The 18,288-nt window shown below is 58.1% G+C and carries 19 protein-coding genes; 14 read left to right on the forward strand and 5 right to left on the reverse strand.

Going from position 1 to position 18,288, the window contains the following annotated elements:
- Positions 1-92: 92 nt before the first annotated feature.
- The 3 genes from IQ273_RS01100 to IQ273_RS01110 all read left to right on the forward strand — a co-directional run bounded on the left by IQ273_RS01100 (position 93) and on the right by IQ273_RS01110 (position 5,564).
- On the forward strand, positions 93-1,403 hold the full coding sequence (locus tag IQ273_RS01100) for a homoserine dehydrogenase (protein WP_194021242.1): 1,311 nt from the start codon (positions 93-95) through the stop codon (positions 1,401-1,403).
- Positions 1,404-1,801: 398 nt separating this feature from the next.
- Complete coding sequence (locus IQ273_RS01105; protein ID WP_194021244.1) at positions 1,802-3,580, forward strand: ABC transporter ATP-binding protein; 1,779 nt, start codon at positions 1,802-1,804, stop codon at positions 3,578-3,580.
- A gap of 166 nt (positions 3,581-3,746) precedes the next feature.
- Positions 3,747-5,564, forward strand: coding sequence for an ABC transporter ATP-binding protein (locus IQ273_RS01110; protein ID WP_194021246.1), 1,818 nt, complete (start codon positions 3,747-3,749; stop codon positions 5,562-5,564).
- Positions 5,565-5,657: 93 nt separating this feature from the next.
- Here the strand turns inward: IQ273_RS01110 and IQ273_RS01115 are convergent, their stop codons facing one another.
- Positions 5,658-5,807, reverse strand: coding sequence for a hypothetical protein (locus tag IQ273_RS01115; protein WP_194021248.1), 150 nt, complete (start codon positions 5,805-5,807; stop codon positions 5,658-5,660).
- 79 nt (positions 5,808-5,886) lie between these two features.
- On the reverse strand, positions 5,887-6,192 hold the full coding sequence (locus IQ273_RS01120; protein WP_194021249.1) for a hypothetical protein: 306 nt from the start codon (positions 6,190-6,192) through the stop codon (positions 5,887-5,889).
- A gap of 476 nt (positions 6,193-6,668) precedes the next feature.
- Here IQ273_RS01120 and fusA point away from each other — a divergent pair, with 476 nt between their 5' ends.
- The gene (gene fusA / locus IQ273_RS01125; RefSeq protein ID WP_194021251.1) at positions 6,669-8,762 is read left to right on the forward strand and encodes an elongation factor G; all 2,094 of its coding nucleotides are present in this window, start codon (positions 6,669-6,671) and stop codon (positions 8,760-8,762) included.
- Between the two features lie 189 nt (positions 8,763-8,951).
- On the opposite strand, the gene IQ273_RS01130 is transcribed toward fusA, so the two are convergent.
- Positions 8,952-9,308: a hypothetical protein gene (locus tag IQ273_RS01130; RefSeq protein ID WP_194021253.1), complete on the reverse strand. Its 357-nt coding sequence runs from the start codon at positions 9,306-9,308 to the stop codon at positions 8,952-8,954.
- A 253-nt stretch (positions 9,309-9,561) separates the two neighbouring features.
- On the opposite strand from IQ273_RS01130, the gene IQ273_RS01135 reads away from it, so the two are divergent.
- The 3 genes from IQ273_RS01135 to IQ273_RS01145 all read left to right on the forward strand — a co-directional run bounded on the left by IQ273_RS01135 (position 9,562) and on the right by IQ273_RS01145 (position 12,609).
- A complete protein-coding gene (locus IQ273_RS01135; protein WP_194021255.1) occupies positions 9,562-10,191 on the forward strand; it encodes an RraA family protein in 630 nt (209 codons plus the stop codon).
- A gap of 6 nt (positions 10,192-10,197) precedes the next feature.
- Positions 10,198-11,250 (forward strand): ring-opening amidohydrolase, encoded by a 1,053-nt coding sequence (locus tag IQ273_RS01140; RefSeq protein ID WP_194021257.1) that lies wholly within the window; start codon positions 10,198-10,200, stop codon positions 11,248-11,250.
- A gap of 120 nt (positions 11,251-11,370) precedes the next feature.
- Entirely contained in the window at positions 11,371-12,609 is a 1,239-nt protein-coding gene (locus tag IQ273_RS01145; RefSeq protein ID WP_194021259.1) for an RNA polymerase sigma factor, read from the forward strand.
- A gap of 202 nt (positions 12,610-12,811) precedes the next feature.
- Here IQ273_RS01145 and IQ273_RS01150 read toward each other — a convergent pair whose 3' ends face one another.
- Both IQ273_RS01150 and IQ273_RS01155 read right to left on the reverse strand, forming a co-directional pair.
- Positions 12,812-13,234 carry a biopolymer transporter ExbD gene (locus IQ273_RS01150; RefSeq protein ID WP_194021261.1) on the reverse strand — a complete coding sequence of 141 codons (423 nt, stop codon included), beginning with the start codon at positions 13,232-13,234 and terminating at the stop codon, positions 12,812-12,814.
- A gap of 366 nt (positions 13,235-13,600) precedes the next feature.
- Positions 13,601-13,996: a tetratricopeptide repeat protein gene (locus tag IQ273_RS01155; RefSeq protein WP_194021263.1), complete on the reverse strand. Its 396-nt coding sequence runs from the start codon at positions 13,994-13,996 to the stop codon at positions 13,601-13,603.
- A gap of 125 nt (positions 13,997-14,121) precedes the next feature.
- Between IQ273_RS01155 and IQ273_RS01160 the strand changes: the two genes are divergently transcribed.
- The 7 genes from IQ273_RS01160 to IQ273_RS01190 form a co-directional block, all read left to right on the forward strand.
- Positions 14,122-14,745, forward strand: a complete 624-nt coding sequence (locus IQ273_RS01160) for an L-threonylcarbamoyladenylate synthase (RefSeq protein ID WP_194021264.1) — start codon at positions 14,122-14,124, stop codon at positions 14,743-14,745.
- A 156-nt stretch (positions 14,746-14,901) separates the two neighbouring features.
- Complete coding sequence (locus IQ273_RS01165; RefSeq protein ID WP_194021265.1) at positions 14,902-15,621, forward strand: sensor histidine kinase KdpD; 720 nt, start codon at positions 14,902-14,904, stop codon at positions 15,619-15,621.
- A gap of 293 nt (positions 15,622-15,914) precedes the next feature.
- A complete protein-coding gene (locus tag IQ273_RS01170) occupies positions 15,915-16,070 on the forward strand; it encodes a hypothetical protein (protein ID WP_194021266.1) in 156 nt (51 codons plus the stop codon).
- A 73-nt stretch (positions 16,071-16,143) separates the two neighbouring features.
- Positions 16,144-16,335: a chlorophyll a/b-binding protein gene (locus IQ273_RS01175; RefSeq protein ID WP_194021267.1), complete on the forward strand. Its 192-nt coding sequence runs from the start codon at positions 16,144-16,146 to the stop codon at positions 16,333-16,335.
- A gap of 83 nt (positions 16,336-16,418) precedes the next feature.
- A complete protein-coding gene (locus tag IQ273_RS01180; RefSeq protein WP_313897994.1) occupies positions 16,419-17,027 on the forward strand; it encodes a DUF3318 domain-containing protein in 609 nt (202 codons plus the stop codon).
- 6 nt (positions 17,028-17,033) lie between these two features.
- Complete coding sequence (locus IQ273_RS01185; RefSeq protein ID WP_228052203.1) at positions 17,034-17,894, forward strand: urease accessory protein UreD; 861 nt, start codon at positions 17,034-17,036, stop codon at positions 17,892-17,894.
- 124 nt (positions 17,895-18,018) lie between these two features.
- Positions 18,019-18,288 (forward strand): hypothetical protein (locus IQ273_RS01190; protein WP_194021269.1); only part of this gene is annotated, 270 nt, incomplete at its 3' end.

Consider the following 18,288-nt stretch of genomic DNA (forward strand, 5'->3'; position numbering starts at 1 on the left):
AAAAAGAAGGGCCGATTCGGCCCTTCTTTTTTTTGGCTAGCAACAATCCCTTTACAATTGGGCATAGCGATCGCGGTTAAGGAACTCAGGCTATGCGTGTTGGGCTGCTAGGACTGGGAACGGTGGGGGCGGGAACGGCCAAGATTTTGCTCGACCCGGCCCACCGCCATCCCCTGGTGGGGCAGATTGAGCTGGCTAGGGTGGGGGTGCGAAGCCTGGATAAGCCCCGCTCGGTCACGATTGAGGGCGATCGCCTGACGACGGATTTAGAAAGCATTGTCAGCGACCCTACTATCGATGCGGTAGTGGAGGTGATGGGGGGGCTGGAACCGGCGCGATCGCTGATTTTGAAGGCCATTGCCCACGGTAAGCATGTGGTGACGGCCAATAAAGCGGTGATTGCTCGCTACGGCGACGAGATCTTTACCGCTGCCAACGAGGCGGGGGTCTACGTGCTGCTAGAGGCGGCGGTGGCAGGCGGCATTCCGGTAATTCAGCCGCTGAAGCAGGCGCTGGGGGTGAACCGCATTCACGCCGTGACGGGGATTATTAACGGTACTACCAACTACATCCTCACTCGCATGCAGCGGGAGGGGGGCGACTTTGAGACGATTTTGGCCGATGCCCAGCGTTTGGGCTATGCCGAGGCCGACCCCACGGCGGATGTGGATGGGCTGGATGCCGCTGATAAGATCGCGATTTTGGCGTCGTTGGCCTTTGGCGGGCGGATTAAGCTGTCGGAAGTTTATAGCGAGGGTATTCGCCAGGTGACGGCGGCGGATATTGCCTACGCTGACCGATTAGGGTTTGTGATCAAGCTACTGGCGATCGCCCGTCGCGACGGCGAGTTTGATGAGACCTCTAAGCAGGCGCTCGATCAGCTTCAGCTGCGGGTGCATCCGACGCTGGTGCCGGTAGCTCACCCGCTGGCTTCGGTGAATGATGTCTATAACGCGATTCTGATCGAGGGCGACCCGATTGGGCAGGTAATGTTTTTTGGCCCTGGGGCTGGGGAGGGGCCGACCGCCAGCGCGGTGGTATCGGACCTGCTGAACTTGGCGGCAAATTTAAGGGCGGGGACGACGCCTCAGCCTACTAACCCCCTGCTGGCCTGTAGTCATCAGCACTACTGTAAGGTCAGCCCGATGGCCGATATTATCAGCCGTTTTTATGTGCGGCTGCTGGCGGCAGACGCGCCGGGGGTGATTGGTAAGCTGGGAACTTGTTTTGGTCGTCACCAGGTGAGTTTGGAGTCGATTGTGCAGATTGGTCAGCACGAGACGCGGGCGGAGATTGTGATTGTGAGCCACGAGGTGACGGAGGCGAATTTTCAGACGGCGCTGGATGAGCTGCGGAATTACGCTGAGATTCACAGCGTAGCGAGTGTGCTGCGGGTGTTGTAGGGTGCATTCGCGGCTGGAATCCTGCTCAGGCGCTGACCTGAGATCTGGGGGCTGCAATGCATCGCCCACGGTATTGGGTATCTTGCTGGGCTGAGTGGCGCACAATTGGGGGTGAAAGCCAGATCTACTGCTGGGGCCATTTCGCTGGCCCCAGACCCCCGTCGAGCATGACGTTCCGTCGTCCTGCACCTCACGGAAAGGATGAATCGATCATTGGTTTAAACGTCTGTTCTGCAGATTGATTGGTGGGCGGCTTTGGCGGAACGCCTGGTCGATAGTAGGGAGGGCATTGCCCTCCTTCTGCATTACAACGGCTGTCATTCTGACTTGGGGCAAATCCAAAATCCAAAACCGATCTTGGGTTGGTTACACTATTAGCCTTTGCAGCTGGGGCATCTATGGCCAGTATTCAATCGAGGCGACACCCAGTACAGCGGCTGCTGCGCTACGGGCGCAACTATCGATCGCAGGTTTGGGGGGCGATCGCGAACTCCATTCTCAATACCATTTTCGACTTGGCTCCGCCCTACCTAATCGGTATCGCCATCGACGTGGTCACCAACCAAGAAAGCTCCCTAATTGCCCGTACGGGGATCACCAGCATTTCGGGCCAGCTGGCGGTGCTGTCGGGGCTGACGTTTTTGATCTGGACTCTGGAGTCGCTGAGCGAGTATGTTTACGCTACTCTGTGGCGCAACCTGGCCCAAAATCTTCAGCACGACTTGCGCATCGACACCTACAGCCACTTGCAAAGCCAGGATCTCAGCTACTTTGAAGACCGCAGCACCGGCAGCCTGCTGTCGATTCTCAATGACGACATCAATCAGCTAGAGCGGTTTTTGAATACGGGTGCCCACAACCTGCTGCGGTTTTTGACTACGGTGATTTGGGTGGGGGCCACGTTTTTAATCCTAGCGCCGGGGGTGTCGTGGATGGCAATGCTGCCGATTCCCTTTGTGCTGTGGGGGTCGATCGCCTTTCAGCGGCGGCTGGCTCCCCGCTATGCCGAGGTGCGTGACAAAGCAGGGCTGATTAGCGGGCGGTTGGCCAATAACCTGTCGGGCATTGCCACGATTAAGAGCTTTACGGCGGAGGGGTACGAGCGCGATCGCGTGTGGCAGGACAGCGATACCTACCGCCACAGCAACCGGAAGGCGATCGCCCTCAGTGCCGCCTTCATTCCGCTGATTCGGATTGTGATTTTGGTGGGCTTTACAGCCATGCTGTATCTGGGCGGTATGGCGGTGGCCAACGGCACCCTGTCGGCGGGCACCTACGGCTTTATGGTGTTTATCGTGCAGCGGCTGCTCTGGCCCTTTACCCAGCTCAGCGAAATTATGGACGAATACCAGCGAGCGATGGCCTCGGTGCGGCGGGTGATGGGAATACTCGATACCCCGGTGGAGCTAATTCCCGGTCGCAACCCGCTGCCGGTGGAGCAGGTGCGCGGCGACGTGCGCTTTGATCAGGTTACGTTTGCCTACCGCGATCGCCAGCCTGTGCTGAAAAATCTATCGCTGCACATTCCCGCCGGGCAGAGCATTGGGGTTGTGGGGGCCACGGGCTCGGGCAAGAGCACGCTGGTGAAGCTGCTGCTGCGCTTTTACGAACCTCAGCAGGGCCGTATTTTGGTGGATGGGCAGGAGATTCAGGACCTGCTGCCTCAGGATCTGCGCCGCTGCATTGGCCTGGTCAGCCAGGATGTGTTTTTGTTCTCGGGTACCGTGGCTGAGAATATTGCCTACGGCACCTTCGATGCCGCGTTTGAGCACGTTCTTCACGCCGCTAAGCTGGCGGAGGCCCACGAGTTTATTGTGCAGCTGCCCCAGGGCTACGACACCATTGTGGGCGAGCGGGGCCAAAAGCTCTCGGGCGGGCAGCGGCAAAGACTCGCGATCGCTCGCGCCATTCTCAAAGACCCGCCGATTTTGGTGCTCGATGAGGCGACCTCTGCGGTTGATAACGAGACCGAGGCGGCGATCCAGCGATCGCTAGCGGTGATTACCCAAAACCGGACTACCTTGGCGATCGCCCACCGCCTCTCTACCATTCGCCACTGCCATCGAATCTACGTAATGGCCCACGGTGAAATTGTCGAACAGGGCCGCCACGAAGACTTGCTGGAGCTAAACGGCATCTACGCCAGCCTGTGGCGGGTGCAGTCGGGTGTGCGGTAGTGCAGGTTTGCCCACCATAGCGGCACTATCCTCTGCTGGGGATGCTTTGAGCAACCCAAACACTGATCACTCTGGCAGCTCGTAAGCCCTACCGTCTTGCAAATTCCGTAATCCTGTGTTGTAGCATGTATACTACAACGTACTCGATCGCAGGACGGTTACCGTCATGGCTTCCTTTCAACACGTCATTCGCTACTACAGTCGCTACCGCCGGGCGGCAATCTGGAGCATTGCCGCCAGCAGCCTGTTTCAGGTGGTGGACTTGGCGGTGCCCTACAGCATCGGTCAGTTGCTCAACGTGCTCTCGAACCAGCCCATTGACCCTCTAAGTCAGGGTATGGTCGATCGGGTCGCCGCTACGGTGAGGTATCCGGCGGGGCCTGGTTTGGCGATCGCCCTTTTTCTGGCCGTTATCTTCTTCGCCACCGTAGTCCGCGCCCCCATTCAGCCCTGGGTGGCCGACTGGTTTCACTGGGATATCGCCCTGCGCACCCGGCGCGACCACACCCACTCGGTGATTCGCAAACTGCTGACCCTGCCCCTGGGCTTCTACGACGTGAACAACCCCGGACGGATCTCAGGGCGGGTGGCGCGGGGGCTGTCAAACCACACCTGGACCTACCCAGAAATTGCCAATCAACTGATCCCCAAGCTGGGGCGCATCACCGGCATAGTCGTTCTGATCTGGTGGATTGACTGGCGCATTGCCCTGGTCTTTTTGGTGTCATTCATCGGCATTCTCAGCTTCAGCCTGAAGGATCTAATTCGCCTGAACAAAAAGGAGCAGACCCTCGATACCTACATGGAAAATACCGAGAGCCGCACTTCGGAGATCATCACCAACATCAAAACCGTAAAAGCGTTTGCCGCCGAGCGGGACGAGCTGCGGCGACAGAGCCAGCGGCTAGAGCGCGAGTTCGCTGTCGTCATCCGCGTCATTCACAAGGGTTACGTCATCCTCGGCACCTGGCAGGATTTAATCGTGCAGAGCTGTGTATTTGGTCTGCTGGTGATGACCCTGTTGGCCACGCTGCAGGGTCACATCTCGCTGGGGCACTTTATCACCACCCTGACGGTGTCGAGCATGGCCTACTCGGAGCTAGGGCCGATCAGCGAAGTGGGCGAAGTCTTCGCCCGCCGCTACGCCTCGATGCTGCACTTCCACGAGTTTATGGAAGAGCCTCTGGGTACCGATGCCGTGAACCTGACCGACGCTCCTGAGAGCCTGCCCACCTACCAGTTCACCGGCAAGGTGCACTTTGACCAGGTGAGCTTTGGCTACGATGACGAAAAGCCCGTACTACAAGCCATCGATCTGCTAATCGAACCGTACCAAACGGTGGCGCTGGTGGGGCGATCGGGCTCGGGCAAGTCAACCTTGGTAAAACTGCTGTTTCGCTACTTCGACCCCCACAGCGGCCGCATTTTGATCGATGGCGAAGACATTCGTCAGCTAGATGTGACGGGGTACCGCAAGCGGCTGGCGATCGTACACCAGGAAGTGGACGTGTTTAACGGCACTCTGCTCGACAACCTCAAGTACGGCAACCCCACGGCATCGATGGAGCAGGTCAATGAAGCCTGCCGCATTGCTCGGGTCGACGAGTTCATTCACCGCCTGCCCAAGGGATACTACACCGTAGTGGGCGAGCGGGGGGTGCGGCTCTCGGGTGGTCAGCGTCAGCGGTTGGGCATTGCCCGCGCCCTGCTGGTCAACCCCGACGTGCTGGTGTTTGACGAAGCCACCTCTAGCCTCGACTACGAATCGGAGCGGTCGATTCAGCTGGCGATGCGATCGATTCTCGGTACCCGCACCACGATCATCATCGCGCACCGGCTCAGCACGGTGCGCGAGGCTGACAAGATTGTGGTGCTGGACGAGGGCCGCATTGCCGAAGTGGGTAACCACGAGCAGCTATTGGCCCACGGCGGCATCTACCACCGCCTGCACGTGCTGCAAGAAACCGGCGAAATGGTGAGCTAAGCAAAAGCCCGTGAATGAATTCATTCACGGGCTTTTTGACTACATAGTTGACCTCTGGCAACGTTGCTGGCTCGTCAACAGCCGGGACGATACTCAGGGCGCACGGTAGTCGCGCGTCGGATTGATTCTCCATTCCAATGGCACAATTTTGGCGGCGGCAGAACCGACTCGGCGCGGCGGCACGCGATAGTAGTAGCCCACTGAATCGTCAGGGTACCTGCGTAGGGCAATCTCGGTAATCACCTGAGCGGCGCGATCGGTGTGCTGGCCTTGTCTAACCCGTCGATGACTTACCCTTAACCCTGCTCAAATAATTACCGAACTAGGGCACAGAGGCCGTCGCCACCGTAGTTTCGGTTCCTATCGGGCGAATGACCAGCGTATTGAACAGGCTAATATCGGTACCCTCAGGTACCGATAGGTCAAAAGCACCGCTTGTTTGAGGCAGTGGCCCCAGGGCAATAGAGCGCTTAGCCATGTTGCCGTTAATGGTTAAAAACGCCTCCAGCATGTCGTCCTTGGCGGCGGTGGTGAAATCTTTGAGCGATAGCGTAATGCTGCTGCCCACAACGGCTGCCCCTACGTAGCCACTGGCGGTGTAGTTCTCGGTACCGGCAACGCTGCCCATGATCTGTTCCCTCGGTAGTTTGTTTAAAACTGTGCGGCCTGCAAAACCACGGCCATCATTGTAGAAAAAATTGGCTATTTAACCGCCGTTCCGTCGCCCCCATGCTCAGCGAGTAGTTGGCTTCAGGGCAAGCCTTGCGCCGGATACCTTGAACCGCACACCGTGAACCATTCACCTCAAATCGCGCGATCGCTGTAGGCAAATGATGGGTTTTCACCACCCATTCACACCCCGATGGCAGCTATCCTTGGTAAAAGAACCTAGTAATAACTCTCCCCTCTTTCACGGATGTGTCAGGGGGTTTTACAATAGTTCATAATTAGGTGTTGTTGCCGCGGCCTTAGCTCAGACTCCCCGTCATGGTCTCGTGATAGAGTTTTCTGTTGTCAAGGCTACCAAGACAACCTAGATCCCGCTTGAGTTACCCATGCAGATGGTCACCAGCGGCCCATCGCCCAGAATCCGGAGAAGCAGTTATGGCTAAAGACATCACCCGTTATCGCAATATTGGTATCTTCGCCCACGTAGACGCAGGCAAGACTACCACCACCGAACGCATCCTCTCCCTCACCGGTAGAATCCACAAAATGGGTGAGGTGCACGATGGTGCCGCCACCACCGACTTTATGGAGCAGGAGCAAGAACGGGGGATCACGATTCAGTCGGCGGCCACCACCTGCTTTTGGAAAGAGCACCAGCTCAACATCATCGACACCCCCGGCCACGTTGACTTCACCATTGAGGTGTATCGCTCCCTCAAGGTACTCGATGGTGGCATTGGCGTGTTCTGCGGCTCGGGCGGGGTTGAGCCCCAGTCGGAGACCAACTGGCGCTACGCCAACGACTCCAAGGTGTCTCGCATTATCTATGTCAACAAGCTCGATCGCATTGGGGCCGACTACTACCGCGTCATCAAGCAGGTCGAAAACGTGTTGGCGGCAACTCCGCTGGTGATGGTGCTGCCCGTCGGCACCGAAAACGACTTCGTAGGCGTCGTCGACCTGCTCACCCGCAAAGCCTGGATGTGGGATGAGTCGGGGCTGCCCGAAAACTACACGATCCAAGATGTCCCCGAAGACATGAAAGATCAGGTCGAAGAGTACCGCGAGGCAATGGTTGAGCTGGCCGTCGAGCAGGACGACGAAATTCTCAGTAAGTACCTTGAGGGTGAAGAGGTCACCATCGACGAGATTAAGGAGTGCATTCGCAAGGGCACTCGCGACCTAGCCTTCTTCCCCACCTACTGCGGTTCCTCCTTTAAAAACAAAGGGGTGCAGCTGGTGCTGGATGCGGTGGTCGATTACCTGCCCAACCCCCTCGAAGTGCCGCCACAGCCTGAGATCGATCTAGAGGGTCACCCCACCGGCAAGGTAGCCTACGCCGATGCCGACAAGCCGCTGCGGGCGCTAGCGTTCAAAATCATGGACGATCGCTTTGGGGCACTCACCTTTACCCGCCTCTACTCGGGACAGGTGAAGAAGGGCGACACCATTCTTGACACCTTTACCGGCAAATCTGAGCGCGTTAGCCGATTAGTTGAGATGCATGCCAACGATCGCCAGGAAGTGGAATCGGCCCAGGCTGGCGACATCATCGCCCTAATCGGCATGAAAAACGTGCAGACCGGCCACACCCTCTGCGATCCTAAAGACCCCGCCACTCTGGAGCCCATGGTCTTTCCCGACCCGGTGATCTCCATTGCTGTATCGCCCAAGAAGAAGGGCGACAACGAGAAAATGGGGATGGCAATTAGCAAGATGGTGCAAGAGGATCCCTCCTTCCAGGTGGAAACTGATGAAGAGAGCGGTGAGGTTATTCTCAAGGGCATGGGCGAGCTGCACCTCGATATCAAGGTGGACATTCTCAAGCGTACCCACGGCGTCGAAGTCGAAGTGGGCAAGCCCCAGGTGGCCTACCGCGAATCTGTAACCAAGCGCTTGGTGGATAGCTACACCCACAAGAAGCAGTCGGGTGGTTCGGGTCAGTACGGCAAGATCGACTACGTCATCGAGCCTGGCGAAACCGGCACCGGCTTCCAGTTTGAGTCGGCAGTGACCGGCGGTAACGTGCCTCGGGAATTTTGGCCTGCGGTACAGAAAGGTTTTGAGACCAGCGTTGACAAGGGGCCTCTGGCGGGTTATCCCGTGGTTGACCTCAAGGTGACCCTAACCGACGGTGCCTACCACGCGGTTGACTCGTCGGCGATCGCCTTCGAAATTGCCGCCCGTGCCGCCTACCGTCAATCGCTGCCCAAGGCTGGCCCTCAGCTGCTAGAGCCGATCATGAAAGTCGACGTGTTTACCCCCGACGACTACATGGGCGATGTGATTGGCGACCTCAACCGCCGCCGTGGCATGATCAAGTCTCAAGATCCCGGTGCTACCGGGGTACGGGTAAAGGCCGATGTGCCCCTGAGCGAAATGTTTGGCTACATTGGCGACCTGCGCACCATGACCTCCGGTCGGGGTCAGTTTTCCATGGAGTTCTCCCACTACGCCCCCTGCCCCAGCAATGTGGCCGAGGAAGTGATTAAAGAAGCCAAGGAACGCCAGGCTGCCGCCGCCAAGTAGGCCATAGGGGCACAGCTTGCTGTGCCCCTACTATTTCTTCGGATAGTAGAATGCCCCGACAAGATACTTGCCGGGGCATTTTTGTATAGGTTGATGGGCAAGCCCTACATATCAAAGCTTTCGCCATCTTAGGGAGTCAGGTCATCCTCGCGATCGCCGGTATTAAACGGGTCATCGTTGATATCGATATCATCCGCACTGTTGGTGTAGTTGCCGTCGGCGGGACCGGGCTGCTCGTCGTAAACAGTGGTTTCGTAATTCGGTGTTGATCACAAAGTCATCGGACTCAAAGACATCGTATTCGTCCTCAGACCAGATATTGAAGTTGCTCCGAGAGTCTTCTAATGCGGGAGGAATGCTTTCTTCAATTTCAGCTTCGATAGGTTCTAGCTCTTCTTCGGTGAACGGAGCTTCGGGTTGGGCGGGGGCTTGCGCCATGGCTGCGGTGGGCATACCGATACCCATCAGGGTAGCTAGGGGTAAGCCAAGCAGCAGACCAAAAAAGGTAGACCCAGCGGGTCGGAAAGGGGCGTTTTGAGTTTCCAAAACTAAATCACCTCCTGTTGAGATTTAAATATCGTTATGTAGTGATCCTAAAAACTTTGCCTTAAAGCCTCATCACTCAAAGGATCCATTTTTGTGAACCCAATGGAGGAGTGGCTGGGTTAGCTCCATAGGTGGTGTAAGCGCTGAACCGCTGACCTAGGGCGACCAGAAAAACTGAGGGCCAGCCCTGCGATCGCGGCGATCGCAGGTAGTATTTGAGCAATGTTTTGGGCCGAGATGGAGAAAAACGACGGTGAATGACGCTTCGAAATTTGCGGCCATCTCTCCTACGGCCTACGCCGATGCTCTGGGGCAGGCGCAGGTTATGGATCTGAGCATTCGAGAGCTGTGGCCCCGCATTCCTCGGCTGGCTGGCCCGGCCTACACTGTGCGCTGTCCAGCGGGGGATAACCTGATGCTGCACGCCGCTATTTACCGAGCGGCCCCAGGTTCTGTAATTGTGGTGCAGGCAGGTGATGCTGACTACGCTATGGCGGGGGGGAATGTCTGCGCGATCGCCCAAAAACGCGGCATCGCTGGCTTTGTGATCGATGGCGTCATTCGCGACATTGCCGAAGTACGCGAGGCCCGGTTTCCGGTATTTGCCCAAGGGGTCATACCGGTGCCGGGTCAAAAAAAGCAGTTGGGCACGCTCAATCAGCCGATTGTCTGCGGCGGGGTAAGAGTCAATCCTGGGGATATGGTGGTGGCTGATGAAGAGGGTATCGTCGTGATTCCCGCCGCTCAGCAGGAGGCGGTTTGGCAGTCGGCCCAGCAGCGCAGCGATGCCGATGCCGCCCAGTCGCTCACCGATTGGGAAGCTAACCACCGGGCCAAAGTAGAGCAGGCGTTGCGGTCTCTAGGCTTTACAGAAGCGGAATAGCACTCTATGAAAGTTGACGTCTTTAAGATTGCCCAGAGCGGCCCCGACGACCTGAGCGGGCTGGCGGAACTGATTGCCCGGCAGCGGCTCGACCCCAAAACCATTGTGGCGGTGATGGGCAAAACCGAAGGCAACGGCTGCGTCAACGATTTTACCCGTGGCTTTGCCGTAGCCACCTTAAAGCGATACCTGCAAGATCTCATCGGCGATGCCCTGGCCGATAAGATCGTGTTTGTCATGTCGGGAGGCACCGAGGGCGTGTTGAGCCCTCACCTGACCGTGTTTACTCGCCAAATCCAGGGATTAGCGGGGCCAACCCAGCCCGGTTTGGCGCTGGGCGTCAGCCACACCCGCGATTTTGCCATGGATGAAATTGGCACACTGACGATGGTGCAGGTGGTGGCGGCGGGGGTAAAAGACGCGATCGCCGCCGCTGGTCTCACCCCCGCAGCGGTTCACTTCGTCCAAATTAAGTGCCCGCTGATTACCGCTGCTCGCCATACCCAGGCCGCCGTTACCCAAGACAGCTACAAATCGATGGCTTACTCGCGTGGGGCCTCGGCCCTGGGGGTGGCTCTGGCCCTGGACGAAGTGCAGCTCGACCAGCTCACCAGTGCCGATATTTGCCACAACTACAGCCTCTATTCGGCGGTGGCTTCAACATCGGCGGGAGTAGAGCTACAAAACTGCGAAATTCTGGTGCTGGGCAACGCCTCCGACTCCCACAGCCACTACCGGATTGGCCACAGCGTTATGGCCCACGCCCTCGATGTGGCTGCTGTTAACCGGGCGATCGCCAGCGCCGGAGGGCAAGACAACGCTCAAATTGTGAATGTCTTTGCCAAGGCCGAGGCCGACCCATCGGGCCAGATACTTGGACACCGCCACACGATGCTCGATGATTCTGATATCAACCATACCCGTATGGCCAGGGCGGTGGTAGGGGCCGCGATCGCCTCGGTGGTGCAAAACCCCATGATCTACGTATCCGGTGGCAGCGAGCACCAGGGACCACCGGGGGGTGGCCCGATCGCTGTCATCTTAGGCGATCGCAGCTAATCAAGTGACAAGCCTTGTATTCTCTATCACTTCCATCCCTTCGACTGATGACAATATAGTGCAATTGAACTACAGTGGTTTCGATGGTGATGGCAGGCTTTGAGGTCACAAGCATCAGCCATGAATGAGCCTAATCAGGTGCAAAAACAGGTAGATGCCGTTTACCGCTCCGAGTCGCGGCGAGTGTTTGCCACGCTAATTCGGCTGCTGGGCGACTTTGAGCTGGCCGAAGAGGCTCTGCACGAAGCCTTTGCCGTCGCCATAGAGCAGTGGCCCCGCGATGGTACTCCGGCCAATCCGCGCGCGTGGCTGGTTTCGGTGGGTCGGTTTAGGGCCATTGATACCATTCGGCGGCGCACCCGCTTCGACGCCTCTTTAGCCGAACTGGCCGAGCGGATCAATACCGCTGAACCCGATGTCAAAGCCGATGAAGATGTTGAAGACGATCGCCTGCGGCTGATCTTTACCTGCTGTCACCCCTCGCTGCCCCAAGAGGCCCAGGTGGCGCTCACCCTGCGAGAAGTCTGCGGCCTAAAAACCGAAGAAATTGCCAGCGCCTTTCTGGTTGCGCCCCCCACCCTGGCCCAGCGGATTGTGCGGGCTAAGGCCAAAATTAGGGCGGCGGGCATTCCCTACCAGGTGCCGTCTATGGAGGATCTGCCCGATCGCTTAGATACCGTGCTTCAGGTCATCTATTTGGTGTTTAACGAAGGCTATGCGGCCTCCTCTGGCCCATCGCTGACTCGGGCCGATCTCTCAGGCGAAGCGATTCGATTGGGGCGACTGGTGATGGAGCTATTGCCCAACCCAGAGGTGCTGGGGCTGCTGGCGCTGATGCTGCTGCAAGAGTCGCGGCGGGCAGCCCGTACCTCCCCCCAGGGCGATTTGATTTTGCTGGCCGACCAGGACCGAAGCTTGTGGAACCAGGCCCAAATTGCTGAGGGGCGATCGCTGGTGGAGCAGGCGCTATCGTCGCAGCAGGTTGGCCCCTACTCGATCCAAGCGGCGATCGCCGCCGTTCATAGTTCGGCCCCCACCCCCGCCGCCACCGACTGGGCGCAGATTGTAGGCCTGTACAGCCTGCTGGTCCAGATCGAGCCATCCCCCGTAGTGCAGCTCAACCGGGCCGTAGCCGTGGCCATGCGCGATGGCCCCCAGGCGGGCCTGCAATTATTGGATCAGATTTTGGCCGAGGGCGGTTTAGCCGACTATCACCTGGCCCACGCGGCACGGGCTGACCTGTGCCGACGGCTGGGAGAAACTGCCGAAGCTAAAGCGTCTTATCAACGGGCGCTAGAACTGGTCAAGCAGGAACCCGAGCGTCGATTTTTAGAAGGCCGCCTGCGCGAACTGGTCTGACACAATAATTCTGTCGACCTAAATTCTGGCGACATACCCCAAAGCAGGATATATCCGCGCAGCGATGTACCCTGCTTTGGGGCCAAATGTCACTGAAACAAGTTCTTAGAGATCGCCAAAAGACCTGATCTACCCTAGGACGGGCGCTGCCCCCCAGCCTTAATTCAGTGACATTCCTCTATGGCCAGCTACTTTATGCCAGCTACTCTACGGCCAGCGATACCCGGTTGCCGCCGATCGCCCGCAGGTCGGTCAGCAGGCCAGATACTTCGCTGTAGGTTAGCTCGCGATCGGCTTTGAGCACCAGCTTGCCGTTGGGGTTTTGGGCAAAGTAGGTGCGCACCCGCTGGCTAAGCTGGTTAAAGGTAATCGGCTCGTTTTCAAGCACCAGGTTGCCGTCTTTATCTAGGCCCACCACCAGGGCATCGATCTGCATTACCTGGGGTTCTTCGACCTCATTGCCCGATACCGACTGAGGCAGGCGCACGTTGAGCAACTGCTGCCCAGTTAAACTCATCGAAATAATGATAAAAAAGGTTAACACCGTCATCAGCACGTCCATCATGGGGACGAGGTTGACCTCGGGCACTTGAGAATTAACCTGACGGCGACGGCGAGAACGCATGGTTATTCAACCCAGACAGGGTACAGAAAACAGGCTCTGAGGTAGCCCCAAAGCAGGCCCCTTTAGGATTCCAAACGCCATCAATCCGGCTTTCGGGAATGTCACTAGTATAGGGCCAACCTGATAGCTAAGGGATGCGCCTCAAAACAAAGTACTAGCTAGAGTAGCTACTCCATAGTGGATTCCCGCCTGCGCGGGAATGACGTTGGGACTTTATTAGTTTTCGAGTCCCTAACCTGACGGCGGCCCAGAGATTAGGCTCAGGCTAACCAGGGCTGTGGTCGTGGGAAATGAGGCGAATTCAGCTCGTGGGCTGCTTGATAGAAATCCATTGAAACGATCGTTTCAGTGGATTTTGGACGAGATCTAGACCGTAGCAATTAGCTGTTTTTTCACCCAAATATCTGCCTTAGCGTGAAGGTAAATGGGGTCGGCGGCTAGGCCGATCGCGCGATTGTAAGACTCTATCGCATTGCCATAGGCTCCCATGTCGGCCAGCAGCTTGCCCCGGTTAAACCAGGCCTGGTGATACTGTGGGTTGAGAGCCACCGCGCGATCGTAGGCGGCCAGGGCATCGGCCTGCCGGTTGAGGCCGCAGAGGGCGTTGGCGCGGTTGTTCCAGGCGGTGCAGTAGGTGTTGTCGAGGGCCAAAGCCTGGTCAAAGCTGTCGAGGGCCTGGTCAAACTGGCTCTGTTCGCAGAGGGTACAGCCTCTGGCGTTTAGGGCAGCAGCGCTATGGTCGTGGTCGTGAAGAAGATTCATAGGGGCAGGCTCGGGGGGCAACAGTTCCCATTGTGGAGATGCGGCAAGCGATCGCTACAGGGGGGGTGTTACCCGCCGTTGGTACGGGTTACAGACCGGAGAGAATTTGTTTTATAGTGCACCCTATGCCTCAAGTTTCTCTGACACAACTAGTTGCGGCGGTAGGCGCTGGTGAGCTGGTCAGTTTCCCCACCGATACGGTGCCAGCGCTGGCGGCGCGGCCCGAGGCGGGCGATCGCATCTACACTGCCAAAGAGCGCAGCCCCGACAAGCCCCTGATTCTAATGGGGGCAGCCCTGGGCGATCTGCTGCCCTACGTTACGGGCAGTAAGGCCGAGCTGGCGCAGTGGACCGCGATCGTCGCCCAACACTGGCCCGGTGCCCTCACCCTGGTGCTGCCCGCCTCAGGTCGCCTCCCCGCCGCTATGAACCCACAAAATACCGGCACCATTGGTTTGCGGGTGCCCGATCATCCCCTGGCCCGGCACCTGCTGGCGCACACTGGCCCCCTGGCCACCACCAGCGCCAATCGCTCGGGTCAGCCCCCGCTCGAAACCATGAGCGCGATCGCGGCCAGTTTTCCCCAGGTCTGCACCCTCTCCCCCGCCGCTCAGACCGAGATCTATGGGGCGATCGGCTGTGAGAGACCCTCCGACGACCAGCCCCAGGGCTCGGGGTTACCCTCCACTGTGGTTCGTTGGCAGGGGAGCCGTTGGGACGTCCTGCGAGAAGGCGCGGTGACGCTGTGATGATGCTACCGAAGCTCGATCCGAGAAGCTGCTCCGCCGCGAGATCCCCTCACCCCAAACATTAAACCCTCAAAGCTACCCCAGTTGGCCCCAAAGGCTTAGGCTAGCAGTGGCGCACGTACCTACCGCTCTATCTCACCGCATCTATTCAGTGCTATGGACTACCCTCAGGGCAAAGACTTTACCGACCTGGCTACCCTGCAGTTGGCCTACGATCGCCTGCTGCACCAGGCCCAGCACCAGGCGGCCTTCTTAGGCACCGCCTCCCACGAACTCAGGTCTCCCATCAACCAAATCATCAGCCTGCACCAGCTCATTCTCGAAGACCTGTGCGAAGACCCCGCCGAAGAGCGCGAATTTATCGCTCAGGCCAACCAGGCTATTCAAGCGGTGCTCAAAAATCTCGACCTGCTGATTACGCTCTCCAAGCTCGACATTGGCACTCTGCAACCCCAGCTTCAGCCCACCCTACTAGAGCCACTCCTAACCCGAGTGCAACGCCTGGTCCAAATGCAGTGCGTCAACCGCCACTGCCGCTTTAGCCTGGGTCCGGTAGAAGCCAGCCTGAGCGTGCAGACCGATGCCGCCTGGCTAGAGCAGGTGCTAGTCATGCTAATAGAAGCTGCCCTCGCCCAGGGTAGCCCCCAAATTAGCCTCACCGTTGCTGATGATGCCGCCGCTAGCGCAGTCGTTCTTCACCTGGGGGCCAACCCCGGGGAAGCGACAGCCCCAGCGGTAGCGGCCCTATCGCCAGAGTTTCGCTACCAGCTAGCGGCCCGCCTGGTACCCCATTTGGGCGGTACTCTAGAGCTGCTGGGTCCCAGCCCCAACCCCACTGGCCACCTGGGCCTGCGGCTACCCCATGCCGCCGCCTAGAATTTATGTTTTAGTTAACGGTTCTGGCCATCGCTAAAATTGCCGCTTTACTTAAACGTGCAATTTCAGCGAAAAAATCATCCTGCCGTAGAGTAACGTCCAAAAAAATTGTCACTCCAGCGAAAAAATCGCCAAATTCGACGTTCCATTTCCAAATCTTTCGATATAGTTTGGGCAACTCATTTCCGGAACTGGCTGCTGCTTCCCTGTAGCTAAAGGTGTCTCAGTGCTCTGTAGATATTAAATCACAGCCTGTCAGATTGGATCCCTGAAACTAAGTCACAGCAATCACTATGGAACTTGCCATCGTTCTTATTTTGGTCTTCATTGCATGGACCAATGAGACTCTGTTTCCTAAAGAAGAAAAGAAGAAAACTGTTGACGAAAAACTGGCTGAAGCAATCAAAGACTATCTCAAAGAAGGCTTCAAAATTCGCAAGGATCCATAGGGGAAAGTCGTGGATGTAGAGATTTACAGGTAAAATTTCCATAAGGCTACTTATTGAAATTATCCAATTATCCATGACCTCAGATCCTGCTTCCTCAGCTCAGCTCGACCCCAATCCGGCGGCAGCCGAACCTACCCCTGCCTTTGGCTGGACGCGCTATGCCGAGCGCATCAACGGGCGGTTTGCCATGGTGGGCTTTGTGGCCCTGCTGCTGCTAGAGCTAGTTACGGGCCAAACCTTTTTTAGCTGGTTAGGGCTGCGCTGAGTCTGGGGTTAGTCCCGGCTACGCTATCCGTTCTAGCCCTTAGAAATGGTAGGCTTAGGGGTGATTTTTGGGATGGTTTGACCGTGGTTAACCCCAACGCAGAAATTAGCCGACTGCGGGAGCTAATGCCCGCCTCGGCCCGGATGAAAACCAAGCTGATGCTCAACGATCGCCAGATCAAAGTGATCAAGGCTGAGTTTCCGCGCCCCTGGCAGCAGGCTCACACGGTCTCTATTAACCTCGATCTGTGGCATCAGCTAGCGGTCAGCGATCGTGATCTGCTGTTTTTGCGCACCGTCTGCTGGGTCACTCTGGCCAACGTGCTCAAGCCCAACTGGTACCAGGCCGTGGCTGGGGCGGGGCTGGCCGGAGGCCTAGTCGAACTGCTTCAGGGCGATGCCGTGGGGATGGTTGCCGCCGCCGGGGTAACGGCTCTGGCCGGTTGGCAAATTTGGCGAGGGGTAACTGGCCCTCAAACCGACATTGCCGCCGACGATAAAGCGGTGCAGGTGGCACAGCGGCGGGGCTACGAGCAGGCCGAGGCTGCCGCCGCCCTGATTCGCGCCATTGAGGCCGTGCCACCGCTAGAAGGGCGGCAAGTCCTGACCGTTAACGAGCTGATTCGCTGCCAAAACCTGCGGGTGCAGACAGGGCGCTCAGAATTTCCAGTACCCGAGAGCTACCTGCGCTAGACCCCTATGGTGCAGCTACCTTCCCCATCGCCGTCGGATCAGAAAGGCTGGCTAGGTATGGCGCAACTCAGCTATGCCGTCGAGTCGGGTCGGTGTATTCCCACCCAGACCTATACCCGTGCGCCTCTGCGGGTGCAGCGACCTTTGTATCCTGAGGGCGAGGGGTTATGCCATAGCGTGCTGGTGCACACTGCCGGAGGGCTGGTGGGGGGCGACGGCCTAGAGGTGCAGCTGGCTGCGTTACCGCAGGCCCAGGTGCTGGTAACTACGGCTGCCGCCAGCAAAGTCTACGGCAGCAGCGCCGAGGCTCCGTCTAGTCAGACGGTTGAGATTACCCTGGCCCCAGGCAGCTGTCTAGAATGGATGCCCCAGGAGACTATTGTATTCAACCAGGCCCACTACCGGCAGCAGCTGCGGGTAACCCTGGCCCCAGGGGCAATTTGGGGCGGCTGGGAGATTACCCGCTTTGGCCGTAGCGCCCGGGGTGAAACCTTTGAGCAAGGGCAGTGGCGATCGCAGCTAGAGGTCTGGCAAGATGGCCAACGGCTGTGGTGCGATCGCCAGCAGTTAGTCGGCGGCAGCCCCCCCCTACACAGCCCTAACGGCCTGGCCGGACACCCGGTAGTGGGCAGTTTTGCCCTGCTTGGGTATAGCCTCGATCAGGCTCAAGTAGAGGTTCTGCGTCAGCTCTGGCCCCAAGATCAACCGGGCGATGTGGGCGTCACGCGTCTGCAATTGGGTGTGCTCTGTCGCTACCGAGGCCCCTCCAGCCAGGCGGCGCGGCGCTGGTTTGTGTCGGTCTGGCAACACCTGCGCCCTTACTACCTGGGGCGGCCTGGGGCGGCCTCTCGGGTTTGGCCTCGCTAGTGAGGTCGACTGCGCAATGAGGGTGCGATCGCGGCAACACCGACGAGAGAACTTTGACCACTCCTTCCGGACGAAGGGCTGCCCTCAACGAAAAGGTAGACCATAGAAACTCCCTGAAGATGCTATGAAGACTCCTCAATTTTCTGGCTCTAAAGTGCCGCCCTCCTCAGAGTACGCTCTGATTTTGGGGGCAGGTGCAACGGCTGCTATATCGATAGCAGCTCAGCAGGTGGCGGTAGCAACTCTGCCGGTAACTACCCTGGTGGCCCTGGGCCTGCTTAACCGATACCGCCTCGACCAGCGCCTGCAAGATAGTGAGACTGAGGGCTTTACCCTAGAAGCGTCGACGCCTAGACCAGCCCCAGCCACCCCCCAGCGCGTCACCGCTCAACCT

Origin of the sequence: Nodosilinea sp. LEGE 07298 (assembly GCF_015207265.1) — a bacterium.
Classification (GTDB): Bacteria; Cyanobacteriota; Cyanobacteriia; order Phormidesmidales; family Phormidesmidaceae; genus Nodosilinea.